This window comes from Christiangramia sp. OXR-203, from assembly GCF_034372165.1.
GTDB lineage: Bacteria > Bacteroidota > Bacteroidia > Flavobacteriales > Flavobacteriaceae > Christiangramia.
Window position 1 is genome coordinate 91,798 of record NZ_CP139698.1, and the last position, 23,839, is coordinate 115,636.

15 protein-coding genes and 1 tRNA gene are annotated in these 23,839 nt (G+C 38.1%); 4 read left to right on the top strand and 12 right to left on the bottom strand.

Annotated elements, in window-relative coordinates:
* Positions 1–5: 5 nt before the first annotated feature.
* The 6 genes from T8I65_RS00470 to mce form a co-directional block, all read right to left on the bottom strand.
* Positions 6–2,198, bottom strand: coding sequence for a GH32 C-terminal domain-containing protein (locus T8I65_RS00470; protein WP_322301566.1), 2,193 nt, complete (start codon positions 2,196–2,198; stop codon positions 6–8).
* 33 nt (positions 2,199–2,231) lie between these two features.
* Positions 2,232–3,797, bottom strand: coding sequence for a glycoside hydrolase family 32 protein (locus T8I65_RS00475; protein WP_322301567.1), 1,566 nt, complete (start codon positions 3,795–3,797; stop codon positions 2,232–2,234).
* On the bottom strand, positions 3,794–5,149 hold the full coding sequence (locus tag T8I65_RS00480) for a sugar porter family MFS transporter (RefSeq protein WP_322301568.1): 1,356 nt from the start codon (positions 5,147–5,149) through the stop codon (positions 3,794–3,796). The genes T8I65_RS00475 and T8I65_RS00480 overlap by 4 nt, the downstream gene beginning before the upstream one ends.
* Positions 5,150–5,423: 274 nt before the next feature.
* Complete coding sequence (locus T8I65_RS00485; protein ID WP_322301569.1) at positions 5,424–8,015, bottom strand: substrate-binding domain-containing protein; 2,592 nt, start codon at positions 8,013–8,015, stop codon at positions 5,424–5,426.
* A 1,450-nt stretch (positions 8,016–9,465) separates the two neighbouring features.
* Positions 9,466–9,539 (bottom strand) — tRNA-Ile (locus T8I65_RS00490).
* Between the two features lie 66 nt (positions 9,540–9,605).
* Positions 9,606–10,004 carry a methylmalonyl-CoA epimerase gene (mce, locus tag T8I65_RS00495; protein WP_322301570.1) on the bottom strand — a complete coding sequence of 133 codons (399 nt, stop codon included), beginning with the start codon at positions 10,002–10,004 and terminating at the stop codon, positions 9,606–9,608.
* Between the two features lie 100 nt (positions 10,005–10,104).
* Here mce and rbfA point away from each other — a divergent pair, with 100 nt between their 5' ends.
* Both rbfA and T8I65_RS00505 read left to right on the top strand, forming a co-directional pair.
* Complete coding sequence (rbfA, locus tag T8I65_RS00500) at positions 10,105–10,500, top strand: 30S ribosome-binding factor RbfA (protein ID WP_322301571.1); 396 nt, start codon at positions 10,105–10,107, stop codon at positions 10,498–10,500.
* A gap of 1 nt (position 10,501) precedes the next feature.
* Positions 10,502–11,704, top strand: coding sequence for an ABC transporter permease (locus tag T8I65_RS00505; protein WP_322301572.1), 1,203 nt, complete (start codon positions 10,502–10,504; stop codon positions 11,702–11,704).
* On the opposite strand, the gene dusB is transcribed toward T8I65_RS00505, so the two are convergent.
* The 5 genes from dusB to murQ form a co-directional block, all read right to left on the bottom strand.
* Positions 11,705–12,697 (bottom strand): tRNA dihydrouridine synthase DusB, encoded by a 993-nt coding sequence (dusB, locus tag T8I65_RS00510; protein ID WP_322301573.1) that lies wholly within the window; start codon positions 12,695–12,697, stop codon positions 11,705–11,707.
* Between the two features lie 50 nt (positions 12,698–12,747).
* Positions 12,748–15,153 (bottom strand): outer membrane beta-barrel family protein, encoded by a 2,406-nt coding sequence (locus tag T8I65_RS00515; protein ID WP_322301574.1) that lies wholly within the window; start codon positions 15,151–15,153, stop codon positions 12,748–12,750.
* A gap of 157 nt (positions 15,154–15,310) precedes the next feature.
* Positions 15,311–16,516, bottom strand: coding sequence for an NlpC/P60 family protein (locus T8I65_RS00520; RefSeq protein WP_322301575.1), 1,206 nt, complete (start codon positions 16,514–16,516; stop codon positions 15,311–15,313).
* Positions 16,517–16,518: 2 nt separating this feature from the next.
* Positions 16,519–18,126: a glycoside hydrolase family 10 protein gene (locus T8I65_RS00525; protein WP_322301576.1), complete on the bottom strand. Its 1,608-nt coding sequence runs from the start codon at positions 18,124–18,126 to the stop codon at positions 16,519–16,521.
* A complete protein-coding gene (gene murQ, locus T8I65_RS00530) occupies positions 18,126–18,947 on the bottom strand; it encodes an N-acetylmuramic acid 6-phosphate etherase (protein WP_322301577.1) in 822 nt (273 codons plus the stop codon). Before murQ ends, T8I65_RS00525 begins: the two co-directional genes overlap by 1 nt.
* Positions 18,948–19,144: 197 nt before the next feature.
* Between murQ and lepA the strand changes: the two genes are divergently transcribed.
* Complete coding sequence (gene lepA / locus T8I65_RS00535) at positions 19,145–20,941, top strand: translation elongation factor 4 (protein WP_298527014.1); 1,797 nt, start codon at positions 19,145–19,147, stop codon at positions 20,939–20,941.
* 261 nt (positions 20,942–21,202) lie between these two features.
* Positions 21,203–21,961 (top strand): YebC/PmpR family DNA-binding transcriptional regulator, encoded by a 759-nt coding sequence (locus T8I65_RS00540; RefSeq protein ID WP_322301578.1) that lies wholly within the window; start codon positions 21,203–21,205, stop codon positions 21,959–21,961.
* Here T8I65_RS00540 and T8I65_RS00545 read toward each other — a convergent pair whose 3' ends face one another.
* Positions 21,962–23,833: a sodium:proton antiporter gene (locus T8I65_RS00545; protein ID WP_322301579.1), complete on the bottom strand. Its 1,872-nt coding sequence runs from the start codon at positions 23,831–23,833 to the stop codon at positions 21,962–21,964.
* Positions 23,834–23,839 lie beyond the last annotated feature (6 nt).

Genomic DNA, 23,839 nt, shown 5'->3' on the forward strand with positions numbered 1-23,839 from the left:
TGTTTTTAATTATTTTCAATTTCATAAATAGTAACTTCCGCGGAAGCTGAACCACCCTCCGTGAATAGATCAACACCGTTTGCATCATTACTCTCGGGGAAGAATCTACCTGTGAAATGTGATTCTCCGTTGATAAATACTTCTAATACAGAGCCATCAACGAAAACTCTTAGCTCAACAGAATTTCCCTGGTTAATACTGAAATCCCCTCTTTGAACATCTCTTCTTACTAGATCTGAAGTTGAGGAATCTGATGCATCCACAACCCATTCCTGAGCTCCAAAATCATAGTATACCCTATACTCTTCTCCACTAGGTTCAGCCTGTCCTAATACGAAACCGAAACGATCAGCGGTTCCTGTATTGATTGTTGTTTCCATTTCGAAGTGCCTACCAGTAAAATCAATGTTATCAGTGCTTCCAGGATTGATATCTACCGTTCCAAAACTTATCTCTTCCCCTCTATAGTTTTCCAGATTTGGATGTGGCTCAATTAAAATTGTACCGTCTTCATCCAGGGTCCATACTTGGGCAAGACTAAAAAGGTTTGCATAACCTTGTTGTTGTTGAAACTCTGGAGCTACCTCATCTGGGATAATTCCGATTGCCGTAGTTCTACCCTGATCGTCCAGGGTAACGGCTGGAGATAAAAATCCGTTTACTACTTCGAGATACTTAGGATCTTCAAAGTCTGGAGTAAATACTCCATTTTCAAAACTACCAGTCCAATAGAACGTAATGGCCGGAGTAGTATCAGGAGTTTTTTGAACTAATAGAATAAATCTACCATCTTCAAATTCATGGAGAACTGGCATCTCCCAGAAGCTTCCTTCTCCTTGATTGCTTTGTCCCTGGAAAAGAATTCCTTTGTAATCCCAGTTTTCAAAATCTTCACTAGTATAATAAACTACGTTACCACCAATAGAAGAGATTCCGCTACCTATTATCATATGGTATAATCCATCTTTATAGATGACATAAGGATCACGAAAATCCAGGTCGACCTCTGGTGGTGCAGCTGGTATTACCGGGTTACCATCAAATTTATCAAGGGTTTGATAATTATCATCTGAAAATGCGGTTCCAATTCCTGCCTTTATTCCATCTACACCGGTATAAACAACAGCAGGTGTTCCATCTTCAAGTATAATAGCATCACCAGACCAGATCCCAAAATTATCCCAACCTGTCGAGGGCCATAACACAGCATCTTGCTCTTCCCAATCTACCAGATCTGAACTAGTAAAATGTCCCCAATTCTGATTCGCTATCCCTAGAAAAACTTCATTTTTCTGATAGAACATATGGTAAGTTCCATCTAAACCAACCAGACCATAAGATTCATTAGCCCATCCAAAATCGGGTATTGGATGATATAGAGGTCTGTTATTATCTCCTGAGTAGTCCAGACCTAAATTATAATCCGGTACTGCAGGAGATCCGTACTGGCTGGATATAAATTCTGCCACAGCAGGTGAAGAGAATCCAGAGTAAATTTGAATTTCATCGAGCGCTCCAGAATAATAATCTATATCAAATATACCCATCATTTCACCCATAGTATTTTTACCAATACTAATTGGAGTAGAACCCGTAGGCCAGGTGATTGAACCAGATGGAATATTAGCTGTAGTTAACAGCTCCTCATTCATATATATTGCAATACTTTGGGATGCTGGACTTATTCCTACCAAAATATGATTCCACTGATTTCTAGGAATTATTTCATTAGTTACAGTTTGAGAAAAAGAACCATCAATAAAATATTGTACAACGATGTGGCCGAATTTGTTTAGACCAACCATAATTCCAGTACTTGAACCCTCTGAAGTCATAGCCAGCATGGCAGCCGTACCTACTGGATAAGATCTTGGTGAGGCCCATAGTGAGATCGTTAGTTCATCTTCTGGAAGAAGATTTGTCTCAATTTCTCCATCGATTTCGTTAGTTAACCCATCAAAGAAGATGGCGCTCTCTGAAACCCCGGCCATACGGCTTACTGCTTTCCCTTCAATTTCAAAAGTGTTCCCGGTTTCTGACTCCGTAGTAGTATTTCCAGAGGCTTCATCGAATTTAAATTCAAGAAGTTTATTGATACGAAGATTATCAGTTTCATCTACAAACACCACATCATCATCATAACAGGAAGTCAACAGACTTACTGCAAAGAGTAGCTTTAAGAATATCATTTTTTTCATTGGTCTGGTTTGTGTTATTAATATGTACTTTTTTTACTTCTTATCTAAAAGCTCAAGATTTACTTTTCTAATCTTTACATTATTAATTCTGGTATCTTCATTAGTTACTATTTTCAGCACTTGCCATGGCGTTTCCGGATAAACCAGATTAGTCATTGCATAATTGCCATCATTCAGAAAAATCTCAACTGAAGACTTGTCTATAAATAGTTTAACCTTAAGGGTATCAAGATTCCCTATCTGAACTTTTTGAGGTTCCGTGTTGGTGAATTTCTCGTTAAAGTCTACCAATCCTGAATTGGTTCGGTTAGTATAAAAGTTATTCCCTTTATATCCCATGGTGAATTTATTTCCCGCACTATTATTTAGGCTGAATTCCACTCCATCAGGGCTTACTATCTCAAAACTTACAATACTATTGGAAAGTTCGTCAGAATTAATGGACATAACATTATCTGATTTTTCTGTATCCATTGCGATACTTTCAGAAACCCTTGCAATTTCATCTATTACATTAGTGTTTAAGTTATATCCATCTTCAGTTTGAACTAAGTATAATTCTCTTGGTAAAGTCATAGCACTACGCCATCCCTTTGTGGGAGTTGTTGTTGCATAGTTCCAGTTACTCATCCAGCCTATGAGTATCCTTCTTCCTTCTGGTGTATTATTGAAAGTGACCCCTGCATAGTTATCGGTACCATAATCAAGCCACTGGCTTTCATCCTGATCCGTTGTAAATTTCTGGCCATCAAATTCTCCAACGAAATACCTGGTCCCTGAACCTCCATTTGGTGAGCTTTCCCCTCCATGACTAACGATCATCACCCATTTTTTTTCGCCTGTGCCCTGAACTTGAAGTTCAAAGAGATCAGGACATTCCCATACGCCTAGTTCAGGATTATCTGGGAAATTAAAATCACTAAGTTTTTGCCAATCTTTTAAATCTTCAGATTGAAATATTTCAATATGATCTTTTGCAGCCAAAAGCATCTGCCACTTTTGAAGGTCTTCATTCCAGAAAACTTTTGGATCTCTAAAATCTCTAATCCCTGGGTTTTCTATAACAGGGTTGCCTTTATATTTTGTCCAGGTTTTTCCTTCATCTAAGCTATAGGCTATTCCCTGCGTTTGAAATTTATCACTTTTAGCTTTTTCGCCTTCAGGATCATGGTAGGTAAAAATGGCGATCATGGCATCTTCTCCAAAACCTGCAGTATTATTTTTGTCAATTACTGCACTTCCAGAGAAAATATAACCGAGACTATCAGGGTATAATGCTATAGGTTTTTCTTCCCAGGTTAGTAAGTCTTTACTAACAGCGTGTCCCCAATGCATTGGTCCCCAAACAGTACTATCGGGGTAATGCTGAAAGAATAAATGATACTTTCCATTTTGATAAACTAGCCCATTTGGGTCATTCATCCATTTTTCCTTTGGGGTGAAGTGAAAATTAGGTCGAAATGGATCATTAGATAGAGTATCGTTTTCCTCATTGGAAACCACATCTGAGTTTTCATCCTGAGAATTCATATTATCGCAGGAAACAACAAATGAAATAAGAATCAGGCCTAAAGCCAGTTTTAAGGAAGTTTTGATCATTTTGTGTTGATTTCTAAAATTGTTGAATTGTTCAAATTGTCTGGTAAATGAAGTTCTATATCCTCTAAGGATTTTCCTTTGGTTTCTGGCATGATGAAAATGACAAATAGCAATTGTAAAACCATCATAAAGGCGAAAAAGGCAAAGACATAGCCAGGCCCAATGGTAGAAAAAAGTAATGGTACCAGTGACGGGATTATTGCTGCAAGCACCCAATGAGTTGAACTTCCAAATGCCTGACCTGAAGCTCGTAGTTTGTTTGGAAATATTTCTGATATAAAGACCCAGATTACAGCTCCTTGGCCAATGGCGTGCGAGGCAATAAAAAGGAAAAGGAAAATTGGCACCCACATTCCACCCCAATTAAGGAAAAACGCTGCAGCAACCAGGTTTAAAGAAATTATATATCCTATGGAACCAAAAAGCATGAGTTTTTTACGTCCAACCTTATCTATAAGAAAAACACCAAATAACGTAAAAACTAAATTTACAGCCCCTACTCCAATACTACTCAACAAGGCTGTGCTTTCGCCAAGTCCAGCGGTTTCAAAAATTCTAGGTGCATAATACAGAAATGCATTAATTCCAGATAATTGATTAAAAAAGGCTATTAAAAATGCCAACATAAGAGGAAATCGATATTTCTTCATGAAAATATTTTCATTGACTTCTTCGACTTCTGCCTGAGCCCTTAGTTCCTTTAGAGTTTTATCAAGTTCTATAGAATTTGGCTGAATTATTTGTAACACCTTTTTTGCTTTCGCTTCCTTACCTTTTGAAAACAACCATCTTGGACTCTTTGGAATAAAGAATACTAATATTAAATATAATACCGCAGGTACCGCTTCGGCTCCTATCATCCATCTCCAGGGCTGATTGCCAAAGTCTCTTAATAGATAATTGGATAGAAAAGCGATTAATATCCCGAATACAATATTGAACTGGTATAGCGAAACTAGTTTACCGCGACTTTTGGAAGGAGCGATTTCTGAGACGTAAGCCGGGGCTGCAATGGTAGAAGCTCCTACTCCCAGACCCCCCAAAAATCTGAATATCGCAAACGTTATAGGGTCTGTAGCTAATGAAGAACCTAAGGCAGAGACTAAATATAAAACACCAATGCCTATTAGAGTATTACGTCTTCCATATGAATTGGTAGGTATACCTCCCAAAATAGCACCAACTACGGTCCCCCATAATGCCATCGCCATTACAATCGAACCATGAAATGCATCGGAAGTATTCCATAATTCTTGCAATTGTTTATCTGCTCCAGATATTACCACTGTATCAAATCCGAATAAAAAACCGGCTAGTGCAGCTACTAAAGACCAAACCCAAATATTTCTCATTATCACAATTTTTATTGGATTTGACTAAACTATTCTAATTTTTCAGGGGATGTTTTTGATAATGTTGCAATAGGGTTTGGAATTGTTATCGAAATGTAAAAAAATGGTTAACACGTTTATTTACAGATTGTTACGATGATGGGGAATTTTTAACTAAAACGTTATAGTTACAGTTTCGTTACAATTTCTTACGAAATTGTAACAGTTTCATTGTATCACAAGGTAAAAGAAGGGTGTAAAGGATAAACAGACTTTAAAGCCATGTTAATTCCAGTTAACCTTTATAACTTTTTCGATAAAAAGCCGGACTGGAACCATATTTATTTTTAAAGCTGGTAGAGAAATAATTGGGGGTAGAGAACCCGCATTTATAAGCAATTTCACTAACAGAAAGATCAGTATCCTCTAGCATCATCTTAGCGCTCTCTAATTTATAGTTATTGATGTAATCGCTAATGTTCAATCCTAATAGCGCTTTTACTTTTCTGTAAAGCTGAACTCTGGAAACATTCAATTCCTCAGCTAGCCTTTCTACTGTAAAATCTGAATGATCCAAACGCTCTTTTATCAAGTGGTTGAGGCGAGAAATAAAATCCTGCTCACTATTACTAAATTTATTCTCCTTTTCAAGTTTAAATAAGTTATTGGTATAATAATACCTAAGTTTCTCCCGATTGTATAAAAGAGATTTTAATGATTGTACCAATATTGCAAAACTGAATGGTTTAGTTAAATAAAGGTCAGCACCACTTTCAAGACCTTTTAAATATGACTCTCTGTCTCCAAGTGCTGTTAATATTATTGTTGGTATGTGAGAAGTTCTCAAATCGTTCTTAAGAGTTTCGCAAATTTCAAATCCATCTTTTTCCGGCAAATTAATATCACAAATTATAATGTCTGGAATATGTTCAAAGGCCTTTTCGAGGGCATCAGATCCATCTGATAAATAAGTCCTGTAGTGTTTACCTAGTTTTTTATTTAGAAATCGTGATAAATCATAATTATCTTCTATGATTAAGATTGAATACTGATCCTGGTCCCCTGCTACTAACGTCGGTATTAATCCCTCATTTTCTTCTAATCCAAAGTCAGCCTCAAAATATGATGGTTGCGGGTCATCTGTAGAGGAAATTATTTGTCCCGAAGAAAATTGATTTTTAGTAGTTGGAAGGCTAATTACAACTTCGGTTCCCTGATGTGATTTTACTTCAATATCTCCTTTATGTAGCTCCACAAACTGTTTAGTAATATTTAAACCTATACCAGAACTATTCTTATTGTTATTAGATGCTTTAAAAAAAGGTTTAAAAAGTTGTTCTTTTTCATTTTCGGGTATTCCAATCCCAGAATCCTTGAAGTAGATTTTTACTAAATTTCCTTTTCTTAAATGATCAATTTTAATTTTTATTGAACCATGGTCAGGAGTAAATTTAAAGGCATTGGATAGTAAATTAAAATAAACTTTGTCCATTAAATAACGGTCCATATAGATAGCCAATTCTTTATCATTAGATTCAATTTCAAAATTGATACTTCTCTTTTTTGCCTCTTTTTTAAAGTCCATTGAGACTTTCTCTGTGAAGTCTAAGAGATTTATTTTGTTCACTTTCAAATTAAATTTCTCATCTTCAATTCTCCTAAAATCAAGCAGGTTATTAATTAGCCTGAGTAATCGCTTTGAATTTCTGGATATTACATCTAAATCAGATTGATGTTTGGATTTATTCCCTTTTAATTCAATATAAATTGATTCAAGAGAGCTCATTATTAAAGTGAGTGGTGTTTTAAATTCGTGAGATACTCCAGTAAAAAAGTTAATTTTTGCTTTATTAACTCTCTTAATTTCTTCAGCAATAGATTTTATTTTGTTACGTTGTTTTATAACCTTTTCATTAGTAAGTTGTAGCTCCCTATTTTTTCTCCTAATTATACGGATAGAATAAATAGAATATATGGCCAAACTAAGAATGATCGCTAAAAGGGCCATGGCAATTTTGAGCAGGTTGTTTTGGACGTAATACTTCTCTTCCTGTTCTTCAATCGCCTGTAATTGTTTCTCAAGTTCCAGTTGCTGTTCATTGATCTTCTCATACTGATTCTTCATGATATCAGCATTTAACCTATCAATCAATGTTATATTTAAGGAATTATTTTTTGGAACCTGTTCACCGGCGTATACTCGTCTTGCTAGTTTAATCGCTTCGGCACCTCCAGTGGGATAAAGCACGGTAGCCTGTAATCTACCATCCAATACCATATTTATTCCTCCATCGGGTCCCACAAGTCCATCAACCCCTACAAATTTGAGATCATCTGCTAAACTTTTATTCTCAGCTACCTGCCAGGCAGATCGAGCCAGTATATCATTAAAGGAGAAAACATAATCGATTTTAGAAGCATCCAGCGTATCCAGTATTCTCGAGAATTGATCATCAGTATAATTTTCAATTGTGTAAACATTTGAGATATTATCTAAACGATCCGCTACCTGGTTAAAACCAAGACTTCTTTCAAGAGTTGGTGACGAATTATCCGTCCCTTTTATCTCCAGTACTTTTATATTGCTATCTGCAGAAGAGGCAATATAACTAGCGGCCATTCTCCCTACGGCTATATTATCCGCACCTACAAAGGCCGTATATTTATCGGAATCAATTTTTCGGTCTATAAGAATTACTGGTATACCCTTATTATATGCTCTTTCAATAACAGGAACTATTTTCTCAGTCTCTAACGGAGAAACCAAAAGCACATCCACATCTTCTTCAATAAAATCTACAATTTGAGCAATCTGTTTTTCAACGCTCCTATTTGCTTCGCTAATTTTTAGATTAATATTTGGATATAGTGAGGTCTGAACCATCATAGAATGATTCATGTCCTTCCTCCATTGATCAGAACTTATACATTGTGAGAATCCAATGTAGATCTCATCTTCATTCTTATTGGTATCACAGGAACTATAAAATGTTAGTAAAAGAACAATTAGTAAGAATATAGGTTGTTTCTGTTGTATCACAGTTTTACTCTTTTTTTACAATACTATGAAAAAGATTAGTTTCTTAACATTATTTTATGGTTCGTATATCTACTACGACCAAAGAAAAACCAAGGAAAAACTATCTATCAGTTTTGAACCTACTAAGCTTTTATTTCTTTTTATGTGTTTCTGGAAAGTCTGAATTAGTATTGAATTAATTACTTTTTAGCCACTCGTCATACAATATACTCCCTCATTTTCGATAAGCAACTTTCTGACAAGATTCTCAGCATGCTCCTTCCTTCTATCGAAAGCGTTCTCTTCCAGTTCCTGTAAAAAATCAATTTTGGTGATAGTCTTATTTACACAAATTGTGTTTAACCTCTGAAGTATTGCAAATTCTCTTAGTATCTCCTGGATTATCACTAACCAAATGCTGGTTGAATACAATCTTCGCATCTTTTTCTTGATTACATCCATATTAAATAAATGCCTTGGTGCGAGATAGACTTAAGGCTTTACTTATCATTTATAGAAATTTATAGGTATTCTTCATATCATTCCTTATTACTAACCTTATCGCTTAGAAAAGACCTTTTTCGAATAATATTCTCAATCCACGAATAGTTGTAATGGACTTTTGCAGGGACATGGTATATGAATATCTTCTAATCTGTAAGTCGACGAACTACTTCCTTGTTAAGGCAGATCTTCGGCAATATTCACTGACATTTGAATCCGATTAGTTGCGAGTATACGAATAAGCAAAAAAGTTTTCTAAGGTTAGGTAGACTAGGATTTTTTGCAGTAAACTTCCAATCAATTTTTAGATCTACTATCTCAAAAAAAGAAGATGAAATTGCCGACTTTATTTTTCATCAAATTGAAAAAATAAATTTCCATCAGATATAAATGCAGTTCATCGAACTTGACATTTAAATTTTCATCTTGTTTAATATCATAGTAATTCAAGAAGGTATCTACATCATGAACTAAAAGCTAAATTGCAGGAAAAATCAATAACAGTAGCAATAGCTCATCTATAAATAAATGCTAACAGCAACGTCAGAATAAAAAGATAGAGGTACAATAGCCGGAAATAGAATTGAAATTAGAATATAAATTTTCCTCCTATTTGAAATTTGATACTTAATCCTAAATTGGTAATCAAGCTGCTAATGAAAATTATAAAGTTTATTAGCAATGTTCTTAGATAGGCTATCCATGGTTAAAAGAGTTAGAGATAATAAATCTAACCAAAAGAAAATTAGCTTATTGTACCCAGCCTAAAACAAAAAAGCCTTCCAGTTTCCTGAAAGGCTTTCCATCACTATCGTGGTCCCACTTGGGCTCGAACCAAGGACCACCTGATTATGAGTCAGGTGCTCTAACCAACTGAGCTATGGGACCTGATACGTATTCGTATCGCGAGCGCAAATTTAGATAATTGCCTCTTACGCACCAAACAAATTAATTCTATTTTTCCTGGCAAAGCTCAACCAGGACTCCGTTACCATCTTTAGGATGCATAAATGCTACTATTTTATTATCGGCTCCTTGCTTTGGAATTTCATTTAGCAACCTGAAACCTTCAGATTTTAAACGGGTTATCTCCTTTTTAATATCGTCTACCAGAAAGGCCATGTGATGTATCCCCTCTCCTCGTTTCTCCAGAAATTTCGCAATCGGACTATCATCCCTGGTTGCCGCAAGCAATTCTATCTTACTATCACCAATCTTAAAAAAAGAAGTATTTACACCTTCCCTATCTACCTCTTCGGTTTTGTAATGCTCTGCTCCTAAAATCGCTTTGTAGGTTCGGTTAGCAGCTTCCAGATCTTTTACAGCAATACCTATATGTTCTATCTTTTTCATGAATTTATATTTTGCGATACAAATATCTATATTTCAGCTTAGACTATTCAAATTCATACGAATGAAGAAGAATCACAGTTAAAAATTTTACTTTTGTAGCATGGAAGAAACAAATAGACAGAAGAAGATAGGTGGATTGTTGCAGAAGGACCTGGCAGACATTCTGCAAAACTCACTAAGAGAAAGCGGGCGTACAGGAATTTTGATCTCAGTTTCAAAAGTTCGGGTAACTACAGATCTCTCGATCGCCAAAGCATACGTTAGCATTTTCCCTTCTAAACATCAGGAGGAAGTCATTGAGGAAGTCAATGAAAACAAGTATAAGATCAAGCATGAAATGGCTCAGCGAACCAGGCATCAGCTAAGAAAAATGCCCGATCTTAGTTTCTTTGTAGACGATTCTCTGGAATATATCGACGGAATTGAGAAATCTATCAAGGGAAAAGAGGATCCTGTATCCAATCCAGATCTTTTAGACAAGAGGAAAAAATCTTAAGTTGAAGTTCCCACTCTACATTGCCAAACGCTACCTGTTCACTAAGAGCAAGAGCAATGCGATCAATATTATTACCATTATCGCGGCAATTGGAGTATTTGCAGGAGCATTTTCATTATTTATCGTATTAAGCGGATTCTCAGGACTACGCGATTTCAGCCTTTCCTTTTCGAATGAATTCGATCCCGATCTTAAAGCCTTACCAGATACTGGAAAAATTATTCAGCTATCTGAAGAGCAGGAAGACAGGTTATTGAAAATTAAAGGAATCGAAGAGCTAACTCAGGTTATTGAGGAACGTGTCATTCTTAGCTACAAACAGAAGTCAAACCCTGCATATATCAAAGGCGTTGATGCCAATTACCAGCAGGTCAACAAGATCGATAGTGCAATTGTTTTTGGCACCTGGCTAACTAAAAGCGAGCCGCAGGTGGTTATTGGAAACGGACTCTCCCGCCTGCTTGATATTGGCACTTTCAATTATCAGAATTTACTGAAGATCATGGTGCCCAAACCAGGAAAGGGACAGGTAACCATGACCAATATCCAGAATGCTTTTTCCACCCGGCAGACCATTGTTAGTGGGGTTTACAGCATTAATGAAGAGCTGGATTCAAAGTATGTTTTTACCAATATCAATTTTGCCCGTGATCTGCTAAGCATGCAGCCTGATGAGGTGACAGGCGTAGAATTTAAGATTTCTTCGGAAGCAGATCTCGATAGAATTTCAGAAGAAATCATTACAGTTCTGGGCGATAATGTACAGATCAAAACCCGTGAAGAACTGAATGATGCACTGAACAAAATGCTAAATTCTGAAAACCTCTTTGTTTATCTAATTTTCACACTAGTACTCACAATCGCACTATTTAACGTAGTAGGTTCTATAATCGTTATGATCCTGGATAAACGGGAAAATATGAAGACCCTGCATAGTCTTGGTGCTACTACCAGACAAATAAGAAATATCTTTTTTTACCAGGGAATGTTGATGACCGTTCTGGGCGGACTTTTAGGCCTTAGTTTTGCCATTGTCCTTATACTTTTACAAATGCAATTTGATTTGGTCATGATCACTCCCAGCCTGCCCTATCCTGTGCAAATGCGTGCAAAAAATGTAATTATCGTAGTAGCCACGATCTTTACTCTCGGTTTTATTGCTTCCTATATCGCTGCAGGAACTACCAGGAAAGCTTTAAAGTAATTAAGCGAATTCGTAACCTGCGAACTCCTTCTCTACCTCGTCGAAAGCTTTAAATACATCTACAGAATCATCACTGGTTACCATTTTCATACGATACTCCTTAAAGTGCGGAATTCCTTTGAAATAGTTCGTATAATGACGACGGGTTTCGAAAACACCCAGACGTTCTCCTTTCCAGTCGATAGACATCTGTAAATGTCGTCTGGCCGCGTCTACGCGCTCTTCCAGTGTTGGCGGCGCCATGTGTTTTCCGGTCTCAAAATAATGCTTCACTTCCCGAAAGAACCATGGATAGCCAATACTTGCACGACCAATCATTGCACCATCAAGTCCAAATTCATCACGCATAAGCATGGCTTTCTCTGGAGAATCCACATCACCATTTCCAAAAACCGGAATATGCATACGAGGATTATTCTTTACCTGCGCGATTGGCTTCCAGTCGGCTTCGCCCTTGTACATCTGTGCTCTGGTTCGACCATGAATGGAAATAGCCTTGCAGCCAACATCCTGTAATCTTTCAGCAACCTCAAGGATCTTTATAGAATCGTGATCCCAACCTAAACGTGTCTTTACCGTGATTGGTAAGTTTGTGTGCTTTACCATCGCTTCGGTCAAAGAAACCATTAAATCTACATCTTTCAGAATTCCCGCTCCGGCGCCTTTAGAAACCACTTTTTTCACCGGGCATCCAAAGTTGATATCTATAATATCAGGACCAGACTTTTCAACAATCTCAACAGACTGTAACATCGACTCCAGGTTAGCCCCGAATATCTGGATCCCAACAGGTCGTTCTTTTTCGTAAATATCAAGTTTCATGGTACTTTTCGCGGCATCGCGAATAAGTCCTTCAGAAGAAATAAATTCAGTATACACCACATCTGCACCCTGTTCCTTACATAATGCTCGAAATGGTGGATCACTCACGTCTTCCATCGGTGCCAACAGCAACGGGAAGTCTCCTACATCTATATTTCCAATTTTAGCCAAAGCCTTTCAGTTTTATGCTGCAAAATTAAGAAATAAACCGGAAGTAAAAATTATGGTCTTAATCGTTCTCTTTCGGCTTCATCTATTGTACGCTGATTGTCACTCAGCCTGAAGTTTCCGAAGTTATATTTAAAACCTATCTGGACATTCCTGTTTTCAGCAAAAGAAAAGAAACTGTTACTCTGGTTTAAATATTCTGAAGTAAGGCGGGTGTTCGTAGAATTAAATATATCATTCACATTCAAACTTAGCTCTGCTCTATTATCCCATAAGGTCTTTCTTAAACCAATACTTACAGTGGTCATTGGCTCCAGATTGTAAGATCCGGATAAATAATCTGAAAGATATTGTGCAAACAAAGTTCCCTCAAAAGTACCATCCTGGGACAACGTAAAGATATTATAGACGTATGCCTGAACACCTTCAGCTTCTATCGTTACCTCAGCATTATTACTCTCCAGGGCAAGCAACGTATTTTCCATACGGAATAGCGATGTAAAAAATTGTGCATACCAGAAATCTGTGATAGAAGTTCCATGAAAAATATCAATTCCATAGGATTTAGAATCCAGCAGATTCTGATTCACATTACGAATGGTAAGGTTTTGATTATCCTGAAATACTAGGACTTCCGGAGCTTCCCCAAGATCCTTGTAATAGAAGTCAAAGAACCATGCATTATTTAAAGTATAGTTCAGATTCAAATTGTTACTAATGGACGCGATAAGATTTGGGTTTCCAGCGTTGAAATTCGTCTCATTCAGAAAGTATCTGAATGGATTCAGACTTTCATATCGTGGTCGTTGAATTCTACGGCTGTAATCCAGCGTAAAACTATGATTCTCTGAAGCTCGATATTGCAGGTATGCCGTTGGAAACAATTCAAAGTATTCACGATCATTGATAGTTTCAACACTCATGCTCTCCCCTGTTCTATCGGTATATTCCCCACGAAGTCCTAATTTACCACTCCATTTCGTCCAGTCGTGACTTATAGAAAGATATGCTGCGTAGATATTTTCATCATATAAAAATACATCTCCTAGTTCATCATACAGCGATTCCAAACGTCGCTCGTTCATGTACTCGATCCCACTTTCAGATTCTATGGACGAAAATTTAAGTCCGCTTTCAAAAGCAGATTCCCCGATCGTCCTGGAATAATCTGCCTGCGCTGTGTATATATCGATCTCCTGGCTGGCATCGGTTTCAAATTCAAGTGCATCCAGACGTTGACCCTGAGGATTAAAATATTGAGAAAAGACAGTTTGCTCACGATCCTGGTCAAACCTTGTATAATGTGCTTTTAAGGAAAGATCGCCACCATTTTCAAAAGATGTTGTGTAATCAAGGTTCAATGCAACGTTATTTTGATCTGTAAAAACCCCGGAATCTGTTACCAGTGTTGAATCAAGTCCTCCGGAAGCATTTCTCATCTCCGTCGTTACATCATTATCGAATTCACGGTTTGGTGAAAAGTTGGCATTTACAGAAAAGTTTAGATTGCTCTTTTCTGAAAGTTCAAAATCTATGATAGCGTTGGCGTTATGAGCCTGGCTTGTAGTTTCCCTTGTAAAATCTGTGTCCCACCTGGAAAATGGCTGCCCATCCTGAATGAAATTGATATAAGAATCGTCATTCTTATAATCCTTACGCGGACTAAAATTATAATTCGCAAACACGTTCACCTTATCACCCTGGAAATAATGACTGGTTCCAATCTTATATTTCGAATAGATCGCCTGGGTATAAGTTCCTTCTACGCTTCCCTTGTAACCCGGGGTAATGGATTTACTAGTGGTAATATTAAGGATCGCTCCGCCTTCAGCATCATATTTTGCTGGAGGATTCGTAATGATCTCAATAGATTTTATGTTTTCTGCGGAATAAGATTCCAGTAAGGTCTGCAATTCTGAAGCAGATAAATAGATCTTGCGATCATTTAAATAGACCTGCACTGCCGCATTTCGAACCATCAATTGTCCCTGGTTATCGATAACTCCAGGTGATTTCTTTAATATTTCCCAGGTATTTCCAGAGGATAAAGTAGAATTCTCCACATCAAATACGATACGATCCACTTCCCTGCTAATTCTTGGTTTCCTGGCTTGAATCGTTATCTCCTCCAGATCTCCTGAAGATGGTGCAACTTTCAAGGTTTTAAGGTTAGTGTCTCCTTTTACCCTGATCTTCTTCAGCAGGTCGTCATAACCTACATAAGTAATTTTTAGTACGTAATTATCATCTTTAATATCCTTCAGCAAGAAGCTCCCATCCTCTTCACTCACCGTTCCTTTGACGACAGATACTGAATCCTGGGCGCTCAAAAGAATGACATTCGCGTAAGCAAGTGGATCGTTATTAAGGTCGGTTAACTTTCCTGAAAGTTCATTTTGTGAAAATACCAGCGTACTTAAAAAGCAAAGAAAAATGCTTAGAGATGTTCTAATATTCATGTTTGGTTAGTTCGGTTTGTTTGGTAACAAGGGCAAATATAGCTTTTATGTGATTTTTAGCAAGAAAAAGCTTTTATATCGACCTGAAGCTAAATTAATTAGCAATTGATAAACAATCCCTGCAAAATCAACGCTTAAAGCACTGTTTCGCCTAAAATTAATGAGTATTACCGCTATAAAAATCCTGCTGTTGCAAGTATTTGAGTCCACTTGATTGTTGATCCAGATATCTTTTAGTTCTTAAATATCGGCTTTTGTTGAATTCATCAAAATTTTCAGCGTTATCATCTACACTACTAATATGAACATCTCCCGAAGAATGAATAAATTCATTATTACCAATCCACATTCCTACGTGTACAACTTTTTCCGAAGTAGAATCTGTTGCCGGTCTACCAAAGAACAGTAGATCCCCTACTTCCAGTTTGCTGAAATCTGATTCGTCGTCCACGAGCGTACCCTCTTTGATCTGTTGAGAAGCATCCCTGGGAATGACCACGCCATTCATGAAATAGATCGTTTTGGTGAATCCGCTACAATCTACTCCTTTCGCAGAAGTCCCTCCCCATAGATAAGGTAACCCCATCAACTTTTCAGAAACCCTCGTTAGACTTTCGCCATCAGGTTCCAAATTCTGTAACCATTCCCGGTAGTTCTTCGCATCGTCTTTAGAAACGTAGGCTTCACGAGCGTCAGGATATCTAACCTTATAAAAATCTCCTGAATCTTCCAGCAATTCCAGGACTGCCCCGGTTACCAGATCTGTAACTGGATTAGAATTTAAATCAGCCTTAGCATAGGAGTTCCCATAGGCTCTCGTGAAAATGATCTTTTCTGAAGTTTTCCAATTATTAAATTCACTTTCGTTCATGGTCGTAATTCCTCCGTGGTCCACCCACGAAAGATAATCGTCTGGAGTTTGAATATAATACCATTCTTCGGTTCGTTTCCAGATCTTTACAGGAGTTCCGAGTGTGGCCTGAGTGACAAGTTCAGATGAATGCATGCTATCTCCTCTTAGGTTAGCCACAGAAACATCAATGATCCCGTAAAGTTTTTCTCCCAATTCTTCGGAAGGCAAAACCTGAATACTGTCTTTATAATTAATCCCAGCCGAATCAAGATCTGATAAAAGTCTTTTTTTTGCTTCTTCTGAATTGGTTTCACCTTTAAGAATGATTCCGTTCTCATCTTCTTCCGCAGAAATATCAAAAAGCGCTACCCGTTTGTCTGGAGCAAATTCAGTTCTGGTTTGTTCTACAATTTCTTCGATCTGACCAGTTTTAGCCGATTCCTTTTTAGATTCTCCACAGGAAAGGAAGAAAATTGCTGCTACAAAATATATTATAGATCTGGTTTTCATAATTAAGATTTTATAAGGTCAAGGATTTGAAGATCATATTGCTGGAAACTACTCTGGGCTCCAGTACGATCTACCGCAGTAATCCCTATTTTGATCAATTTATTATTGTCTTTATTCTGAATTGGGAGTGAATGTGAATCCTGTTCCTGATTCAAAATTTTGTAGTTCCAGCCACTATTTTCATACTGATAATAAACCACCCACCTGAAGTGCTCATCTAAACTGGAATTCTTTATAGTATATTCTGAAGCTGTTTTAGCTAGTTCAATGCTGGGAATTTCAGGAACCTCAGTAGATAACCATGGACTTGCAGGCACCAAAGCATTATGTTGATAAGGTCCGTTTTTCAATGAATTTCTTAGTTTCTCACTTTTCATCAGCGGTCCAATATTCCAGTGAACCGCGCCAGGGCTATCTGGAAGAATTCCACGAGAGATCATGATCTGTGAGGCAATTTCACCTGGTGTTTCTTCGTCCAGAGCAAGATTAATTCCCGGCCATAAATGTCTTCCAACTACATTTTCAGATTCCCACCAACCCAATAAAACCGGAAAGCTTTGCCCTACTTTTGCCGTGGGCCAGTATAGTTGCGGTGTGAAATAATCGATCCAGCCTTTATTCAGCCATAATTTTGCATCAGCATATAATTCTTCATACTGGTCCATTCCTTTAATACTTGCAGGAAAACCAGGTCTCCAAATCCCAAACGGACTAATTCCGAATTTTACGAAAGACTTTTCAGCTTTGATTTCAGCAGCAATCCTTTCGATAAAATCATTAACATTCTTACGCCTCCAATCGGCTCTGGAAAGTTTACCTCCACTACTTTGGTATTTCTGGTAACTTATATCATCCGGGAATCCGCTTTTACCATTATAAGATGCATACGGATAGAAATAGTCATCAAAATGAACGCCATCTATATCGTAGCGTTCCACAATATCCATGACTACTGCAGCCGAATGTTCCTGCACCTTTTCACTTCCTGGATCCATCCACCACATCCCATTTTTCAGTTCCATTACGAGTTCAGGATTGGTCTTAACAATAGACTTTTCACCAATTTCTTTACCAGTGGTATGATGCGCCCGGTATGGATTGAGCCAGACATGGAGCTCCAGTCCTCTTATATGAGCCTGGTCTATCCAGAATTCCAGCGGATCGTAAAAAGGTTCTGGAGCCTTTCCACTTTTGCCGGTAAGAAAATAAGACCATGGTTCCAGTTCGCTTTGATATAATGCATCAGCCTGTGGCCGAACCTGTAAAATGACCGCGTTGAAATTATTATCTTCAAGAAAATCAAGCATTTCCAGGGCTTCCTTTTTCTGTACTTCAGTAGATAAACCTGCTTTACTAGGCCAGTTGATATTTGCAACCGTGGCGATCCAGGCTGCTCTAAATTCTGCTATTTCAAGCGGTGGTTGAATAAATGTATTTTCTGTAATTTCTTTTGAAACCTCAGGTTTATCAATCTCCTTCTGAACCAAAGTATCTATGGTATCAGGTTGTTTTTCAGCTACTGAAACATTTTTAGTGGATTTACAGGAATATGCGAAAAACACCAGAAGAACCAGCGATAATAATTTGTAGTATTTTAATGATTTAATCATTAACTATTCTGTTGAAAATTAGCGATTGCCAGTCTCACACTGCCATGCTCTAATAACAAAGCTTTAGCCTGCTGTTCCTCGATATGCAATTCATCCATGATCATCTGGGTTCCACGTCCCACCAGCTTTTTGTTGGATAACTGCATATCTACCATCTTATTTCCTTTGATTTTACCTAACCTGATCATGGTAGACGTTGTGATCATATTCAACACCATTTTCTGCGCTGTTCCTGCTTTCATACGTGTGCTACCCGTTACAAATTCTGGTCCGGTGATTACTTCCACCGGATATTCTGAAGCTTGGGCCAGTGGACTTCCGGAGCTACAGGTAACACATCCCGTGATTATATTATTCTCTCTGGCTTTTTCAATTCCTCCAATCACGTAAGGCGTGGTTCCAGATGCAGCGATGCCTACCAGGACATCTCTTGAAGAGATCTTATATTGTTGAAGATCTTTCCATGCCTGCTCCGTATCATCTTCTGCATTTTCAACAGCATTCCTCAAAGCAGTATCACCGCCGGCAATTAGACCAATTACGATTCCAGGCTCAACCCCAAATGTGGGCGGACATTCTGAAGCGTCCAGAACCCCAAGCCGGCCGCTTGTACCAGCTCCAATATAAAAAAGCCTTCCTCCTGTTCCTAATTTTTCCACGATGCTGTCCACCAGAACTTCAATTGCAGGAATTACTTTCTGCACACTTTCAGCCACCGTTTGATCTTCCTTGTTGATATTCTTCAGAAGTTCTGCAGTATTCATCTTTTCAAGATGATCATAATTTGATGCCTTTTCAGTATCAGGTTTCAGGAAATCCATAGTCAGTTTTTTGATGCAATGCCTTTGTAGTATAGACTTCAGCAAAGAAATTTACAAGCTCTAAAATAGCATTATCGAATGCTTTCACACAGCGAAACAAACATAAACTTGAAATTTTATATAAGACTATTAATTCAATTATATTTGTAGTCTTAAAATTACCTGAATTTTTAGGCCTAAGGATACAAATACTGGAGATGAAGAACATTCGAAATTTTTGCATAATCGCGCATATCGATCACGGGAAAAGTACACTGGCAGATCGCCTGCTGGATTTTACCGGGACCGTAACCGAGCGTGAAAAACAGGAACAACTGCTGGACAGTATGGACCTGGAACGGGAACGCGGGATTACTATTAAGTCTCATGCGATACAAATGGATTATGTTCATGAAGGTGAAGAATACACACTAAACCTTATCGACACTCCCGGCCACGTGGATTTTTCATATGAAGTATCCCGTTCTATTGCTGCTTGTGAAGGTGCTTTACTGGTAGTAGATGCAGCTCAAAGTATTCAGGCTCAAACTATTTCGAATCTTTATCTTGCTCTTGAAAACGATCTTGAGATCATTCCGGTACTGAATAAAGTGGATCTTCCCAGTGCAAATCCGGAAGTGGTAACAGATGACATTGTGGATCTTTTAGGTTGCGATGCATCAGATGTTATCCCGGCAAGTGCAAAAACTGGTATCGGGATCAAAGAGATTCTTGATGCTATTATTTCCAGAATTCCTGCTCCAACAGGAAAAGTTGATGCTCCACTTCGAGCATTGATCTTTGACTCTGTTTACAACCCATTTCGAGGTGTTGAAACTTATTTCAGAGTTATTAATGGATCTATTAAAAAAGGTGAAAAGATCAAGTTCGTTGCGACGAATAAAACATATGATGCCGATGAAGTGGGAACACTTCGTTTAAAACAATTTCCTCGAAAAGAGATCAAAACCGGTGATGTTGGTTACCTCATCACGGGTATTAAGGATGCTCGCGAGGTGAAAGTAGGTGATACTATTACCAGCGCCGTAAATCCAACTACGGAAGCTGTAGCAGGTTTTGAAGACGTAAAACCAATGGTTTTCGCCGGAATTTATCCTGTAGATACTGAAGATTACGAAGAATTGAGAGCTTCCATGGAGAAACTACAGCTAAACGATGCTTCGCTGGTTTTTACTCCTGAAAGTTCTGCAGCTTTAGGCTTTGGATTCCGTTGTGGATTCCTTGGAATGTTACACCTGGAAATTATTCAGGAAAGACTGGAACGTGAGTTCGATATGACCGTGATTACTACGGTTCCTAACGTTTCTTACCAGGCTTACACCAATAAGAATCCAGATGAAGCTTTACTGGTAAATAACCCGTCTGACCTTCCTGAACCATCTACATTAAACAGGGTTGAAGAGCCATTTATTAAGGCTACGATCATTACAAAATCAGATTATGTTGGGAATGTAATGTCTCTATGTATTGAAAAGCGTGGAGAAATTACTAATCAGACTTATCTTACTACAGAACGTGTTGAACTAACTTTTGACATGCCTTTAGCGGAGATTGTTTTCGACTTCTACGACAGGTTGAAAACCGTTTCCAGAGGTTATGCTTCTTTCGATTATTCTCCAATTGGAATGCGCCAGTCAAAACTTGTAAAAGTTGATGTACTTCTTAATGCGAATACGGTAGATGCACTTTCTGCACTATTGCACGTGGATAACGCGTATGATATTGGAAAGAAAATGTGCGAGAAACTGAAGGAATTGATCCCAAGACAACAATTTGATATTCCAATCCAAGCCGCAATTGGTGCGAAGATCATTGCCCGTGAAACTGTAAAAGCTTTACGTAAAGATGTTACCGCGAAATGTTATGGTGGTGATATTTCCCGTAAACGTAAACTTCTTGAAAAGCAGAAAAAAGGTAAAAAGAGAATGAGACAGGTTGGAAATGTTGAAATTCCGCAGGAAGCATTTATGGCGGTTCTTAAACTGAACGATTAGTCATAGCTTTCTTATAGTTTTATTAGGGCGTTTCGCCTCCCAGGGTCGGCGGCGGGCTATCCGTTCTAGTTTTTGGTAGCTAAGGCTTCCAAAAAGCTGCCACTACTATCCCTAACGCAAAAATTAAATAGACCTCACAGGTTTCAAAAACTTGTGAGGTCTTCTTATTCAGCTTAATTCCACGACATTTTTTTACTTTTGTGATAATGAGTTACTCGGTAGAAAATCTATCGACTACAAACCAAAATCTACAGACTAGAAATGGCTGGACATAGTAAATGGGCGAATATCAAGCATCGTAAAGGAGCTCAGGACAAGAAAAGAGCGAAGCAGTTCACCAGGGCGATCAAAGAGATTACAGTTGCCGTAAAAGAAGGCGGTGGACCAGATCCTGAAGCTAATCCCGCCTTGCGTAATGCCATCCAGAATGCCAAAGGGGTAAATATGCCCAAGGATACCATTGAACGCGCGATCAAGAAGGCTAGTGGTGCAGATGCCGATAATTATGAAATGGTCACTTTTGAAGGTTATGGTCCAAATGGGATAGCCATTTTCGTAGAAGCTACTACAGATAATACTAATAGAACTGTGGCTTCAGTTCGTTCCATTTTCAGCAAAAATGGTGGAAGTCTTGGGACCAATGGTTCTCTGGAATTCCTTTTCGATAAAAAAGGGGTTTTTGTACTAGAAAAGGAAAATATCGAAATAGAACTTGAAGAACTGGAATTAGAGCTTATTGAAGGTGGTGCATCAAGTTTTGATAAGGAAGACGATTATTTGACAGTTTATACAGATTTCAATGATTTTGGAATGATGTCATCGAAACTTGAAGAACTAAAAATAGAGCCAAAAAATTCTGAAGTACAGCGTATACCCTTAAATACAACTGAATTGCCTTTGGAAGACGCTATAAAGATCCTGAACCTCATCGAAAAATTTGAAGATGACGATGATGTTCAGAACGTATATCATACACTGGAGGTGACCGATGAACTAATTGAGAAAATGGAGGAGGAGTGATTAATCTTCCTCCTGAATATTCTTTTCAATGTTCTCTTTTTCTTCGCTGTCTCCGGTTTCCAGTTCTTTTCCAAGATAAACCATCATAAAACCTTCTTCAATTTCTACTTCAAGACTGTTTGAAGGAATAATACTAAGCTCCCCTTCCTCATCTTTTACAAAAAGTGGAATGATATCAGAATCGGTTTTACTAATTTCTATGAGACCTTCGTAGTGCTCCTTGGAATTCAGTTCAATTTCATGAATAGAAGGATACTTTCTGGCAAGGTTCGTTAACTTGATATAATCGTCGGTTTGCGAGAACAGTCCCTCTTTAGGATTGTTTTCAGGATCATACATTTCATCTGAAGAAACTACTCTAAAAGATCCATTTTCTCCAAAATGTTTTCTGAACTTTTCGATGGCATTCAGGTTTACTTCCGTATTTCCAGTCATTGCCATTAAATAACCGATATCACTTAATTCAATATTATTGATAAGATCATCTGAATAAACATTTTCCTGGATCGCATCCAATCCAAGTTCCTGTGCTTTTTTAATATTTGTTCCATTACTATCAACCAAGACCACATGTCGATTGTTCTTCTTCAGATAACTACCAATCAATCTTGAGATTGTAGATGCTCCAATGATTAAGATTCCCTGAGAATTCTTCAGAAATACTCCTACCAATTGAGCGAATAACCTTGCTGTGGTGGCATTGAGAAGAACAGTTCCCAGTACGATCATGAATACAAGCGGAGTGATATATTCTGCTCCGGGAACGCCTTGATTAGAAAGTTCAATTCCGAATAGAGAAGCGATACCTGCGGCTACGATACCACGAGGTCCAACCCAGCTTATAAATAGTTTTTCGTTGAATTTTAGTGATGAGCCTATACTACTCACAAATACACCCAGTGGTCTAACGATGAGTACCACGGTAGCAAACAGGATCAAAGCTTTGACGTCATACACCAGCATCAGGTCTTCTACATTGATATTCGCAGCGAGAAGTATGAACAGGATCGAAATAAGCAGTACGCTTAGAGATTCTTTAAAATAAAGTAATTCTTTCAGGTTTGGAAGGTTGATGTTTCCCATCACCATTCCCATCACTACCACGGCTAAAAGTCCGCTTTCATGAGCGAAAAGATCTGCCAGTACAAAAACTCCCAGCACGGTTGCCAGCGTTAGTACATTCAGTAAATAATGAGGGATCACGTTCTTTTTGATGGCAAAGGCCAGAGCATGAGCAAAGGTGAATCCAAAGGTAAATCCAAAAAGAACGATCTTTCCAAATTCTATCAATGCTGTTTCTGTAAATTCGGTTCCAGTACCAGCGCTTATAAATTCAAACATCAATACCGCTACCAGGGCACCAATAGGATCGATAAGGATCCCTTCCCATTTCAGAATAGTTGAGATATCAGATTTTAAAGGAATATTCCGAAGAATAGGGGTAATTACGGTAGGACCGGTTACAATAATAAGTGCCGCGAATAAGAACGATATCTGCCAGCTAAGGTCAAATATCAGGTATGCTGCTACACCGGCTCCAAAGAAAGTAACGATCACGGCTATGGTTATCAACTTGATGATCACCGGGCCAACATTAAGAATTTCACCCTTCCGCAGCGTTAAACCACCTTCGAAAAGTATGATCCCGATCGCCAGCGAAACAAAGTAGAAAAGGCTTTCCCCCGGAAATAATCCGGATTCACCATTCCAGATTGGTTCTATAATCTTGGAACCATCTTCAGTAAAAAAAGTAGAAATTGGACCTACTGCAAGGCCAACCAGGATCAATGGTAAAATGGCGGGGATCTTAAATCGCCATGCTGCCCACTGTGCCAATATCCCAAGGATCACTATTCCTGCCAATTCAACCATAGATTC

Coding starts and splice junctions, on each gene's coding strand:
- lepA (WP_298527014.1), top strand. CDS start 19,145: ATGAAGAACATTCGAAATTTTTGCATAATCGCGCATATCGATCACGGG.
- T8I65_RS00515 (WP_322301574.1), bottom strand. CDS start 15,153: ATGAATATTAGAACATCTCTAAGCATTTTTCTTTGCTTTTTAAGTACG.
- murQ (WP_322301577.1), bottom strand. CDS start 18,947: ATGGATTTCCTGAAACCTGATACTGAAAAGGCATCAAATTATGATCAT.
- T8I65_RS00480 (WP_322301568.1), bottom strand. CDS start 5,149: ATGAGAAATATTTGGGTTTGGTCTTTAGTAGCTGCACTAGCCGGTTTT.
- T8I65_RS00540 (WP_322301578.1), top strand. CDS start 21,203: ATGGCTGGACATAGTAAATGGGCGAATATCAAGCATCGTAAAGGAGCT.
- T8I65_RS00525 (WP_322301576.1), bottom strand. CDS start 18,126: ATGATTAAATCATTAAAATACTACAAATTATTATCGCTGGTTCTTCTG.
- T8I65_RS00470 (WP_322301566.1), bottom strand. CDS start 2,198: ATGAAAAAAATGATATTCTTAAAGCTACTCTTTGCAGTAAGTCTGTTG.
- T8I65_RS00475 (WP_322301567.1), bottom strand. CDS start 3,797: ATGATCAAAACTTCCTTAAAACTGGCTTTAGGCCTGATTCTTATTTCA.
- rbfA (WP_322301571.1), top strand. CDS start 10,105: ATGGAAGAAACAAATAGACAGAAGAAGATAGGTGGATTGTTGCAGAAG.
- mce (WP_322301570.1), bottom strand. CDS start 10,004: ATGAAAAAGATAGAACATATAGGTATTGCTGTAAAAGATCTGGAAGCT.
- T8I65_RS00545 (WP_322301579.1), bottom strand. CDS start 23,833: ATGGTTGAATTGGCAGGAATAGTGATCCTTGGGATATTGGCACAGTGG.
- T8I65_RS00485 (WP_322301569.1), bottom strand. CDS start 8,015: ATGATGGTTCAGACCTCACTATATCCAAATATTAATCTAAAAATTAGC.
- T8I65_RS00520 (WP_322301575.1), bottom strand. CDS start 16,516: ATGAAAACCAGATCTATAATATATTTTGTAGCAGCAATTTTCTTCCTT.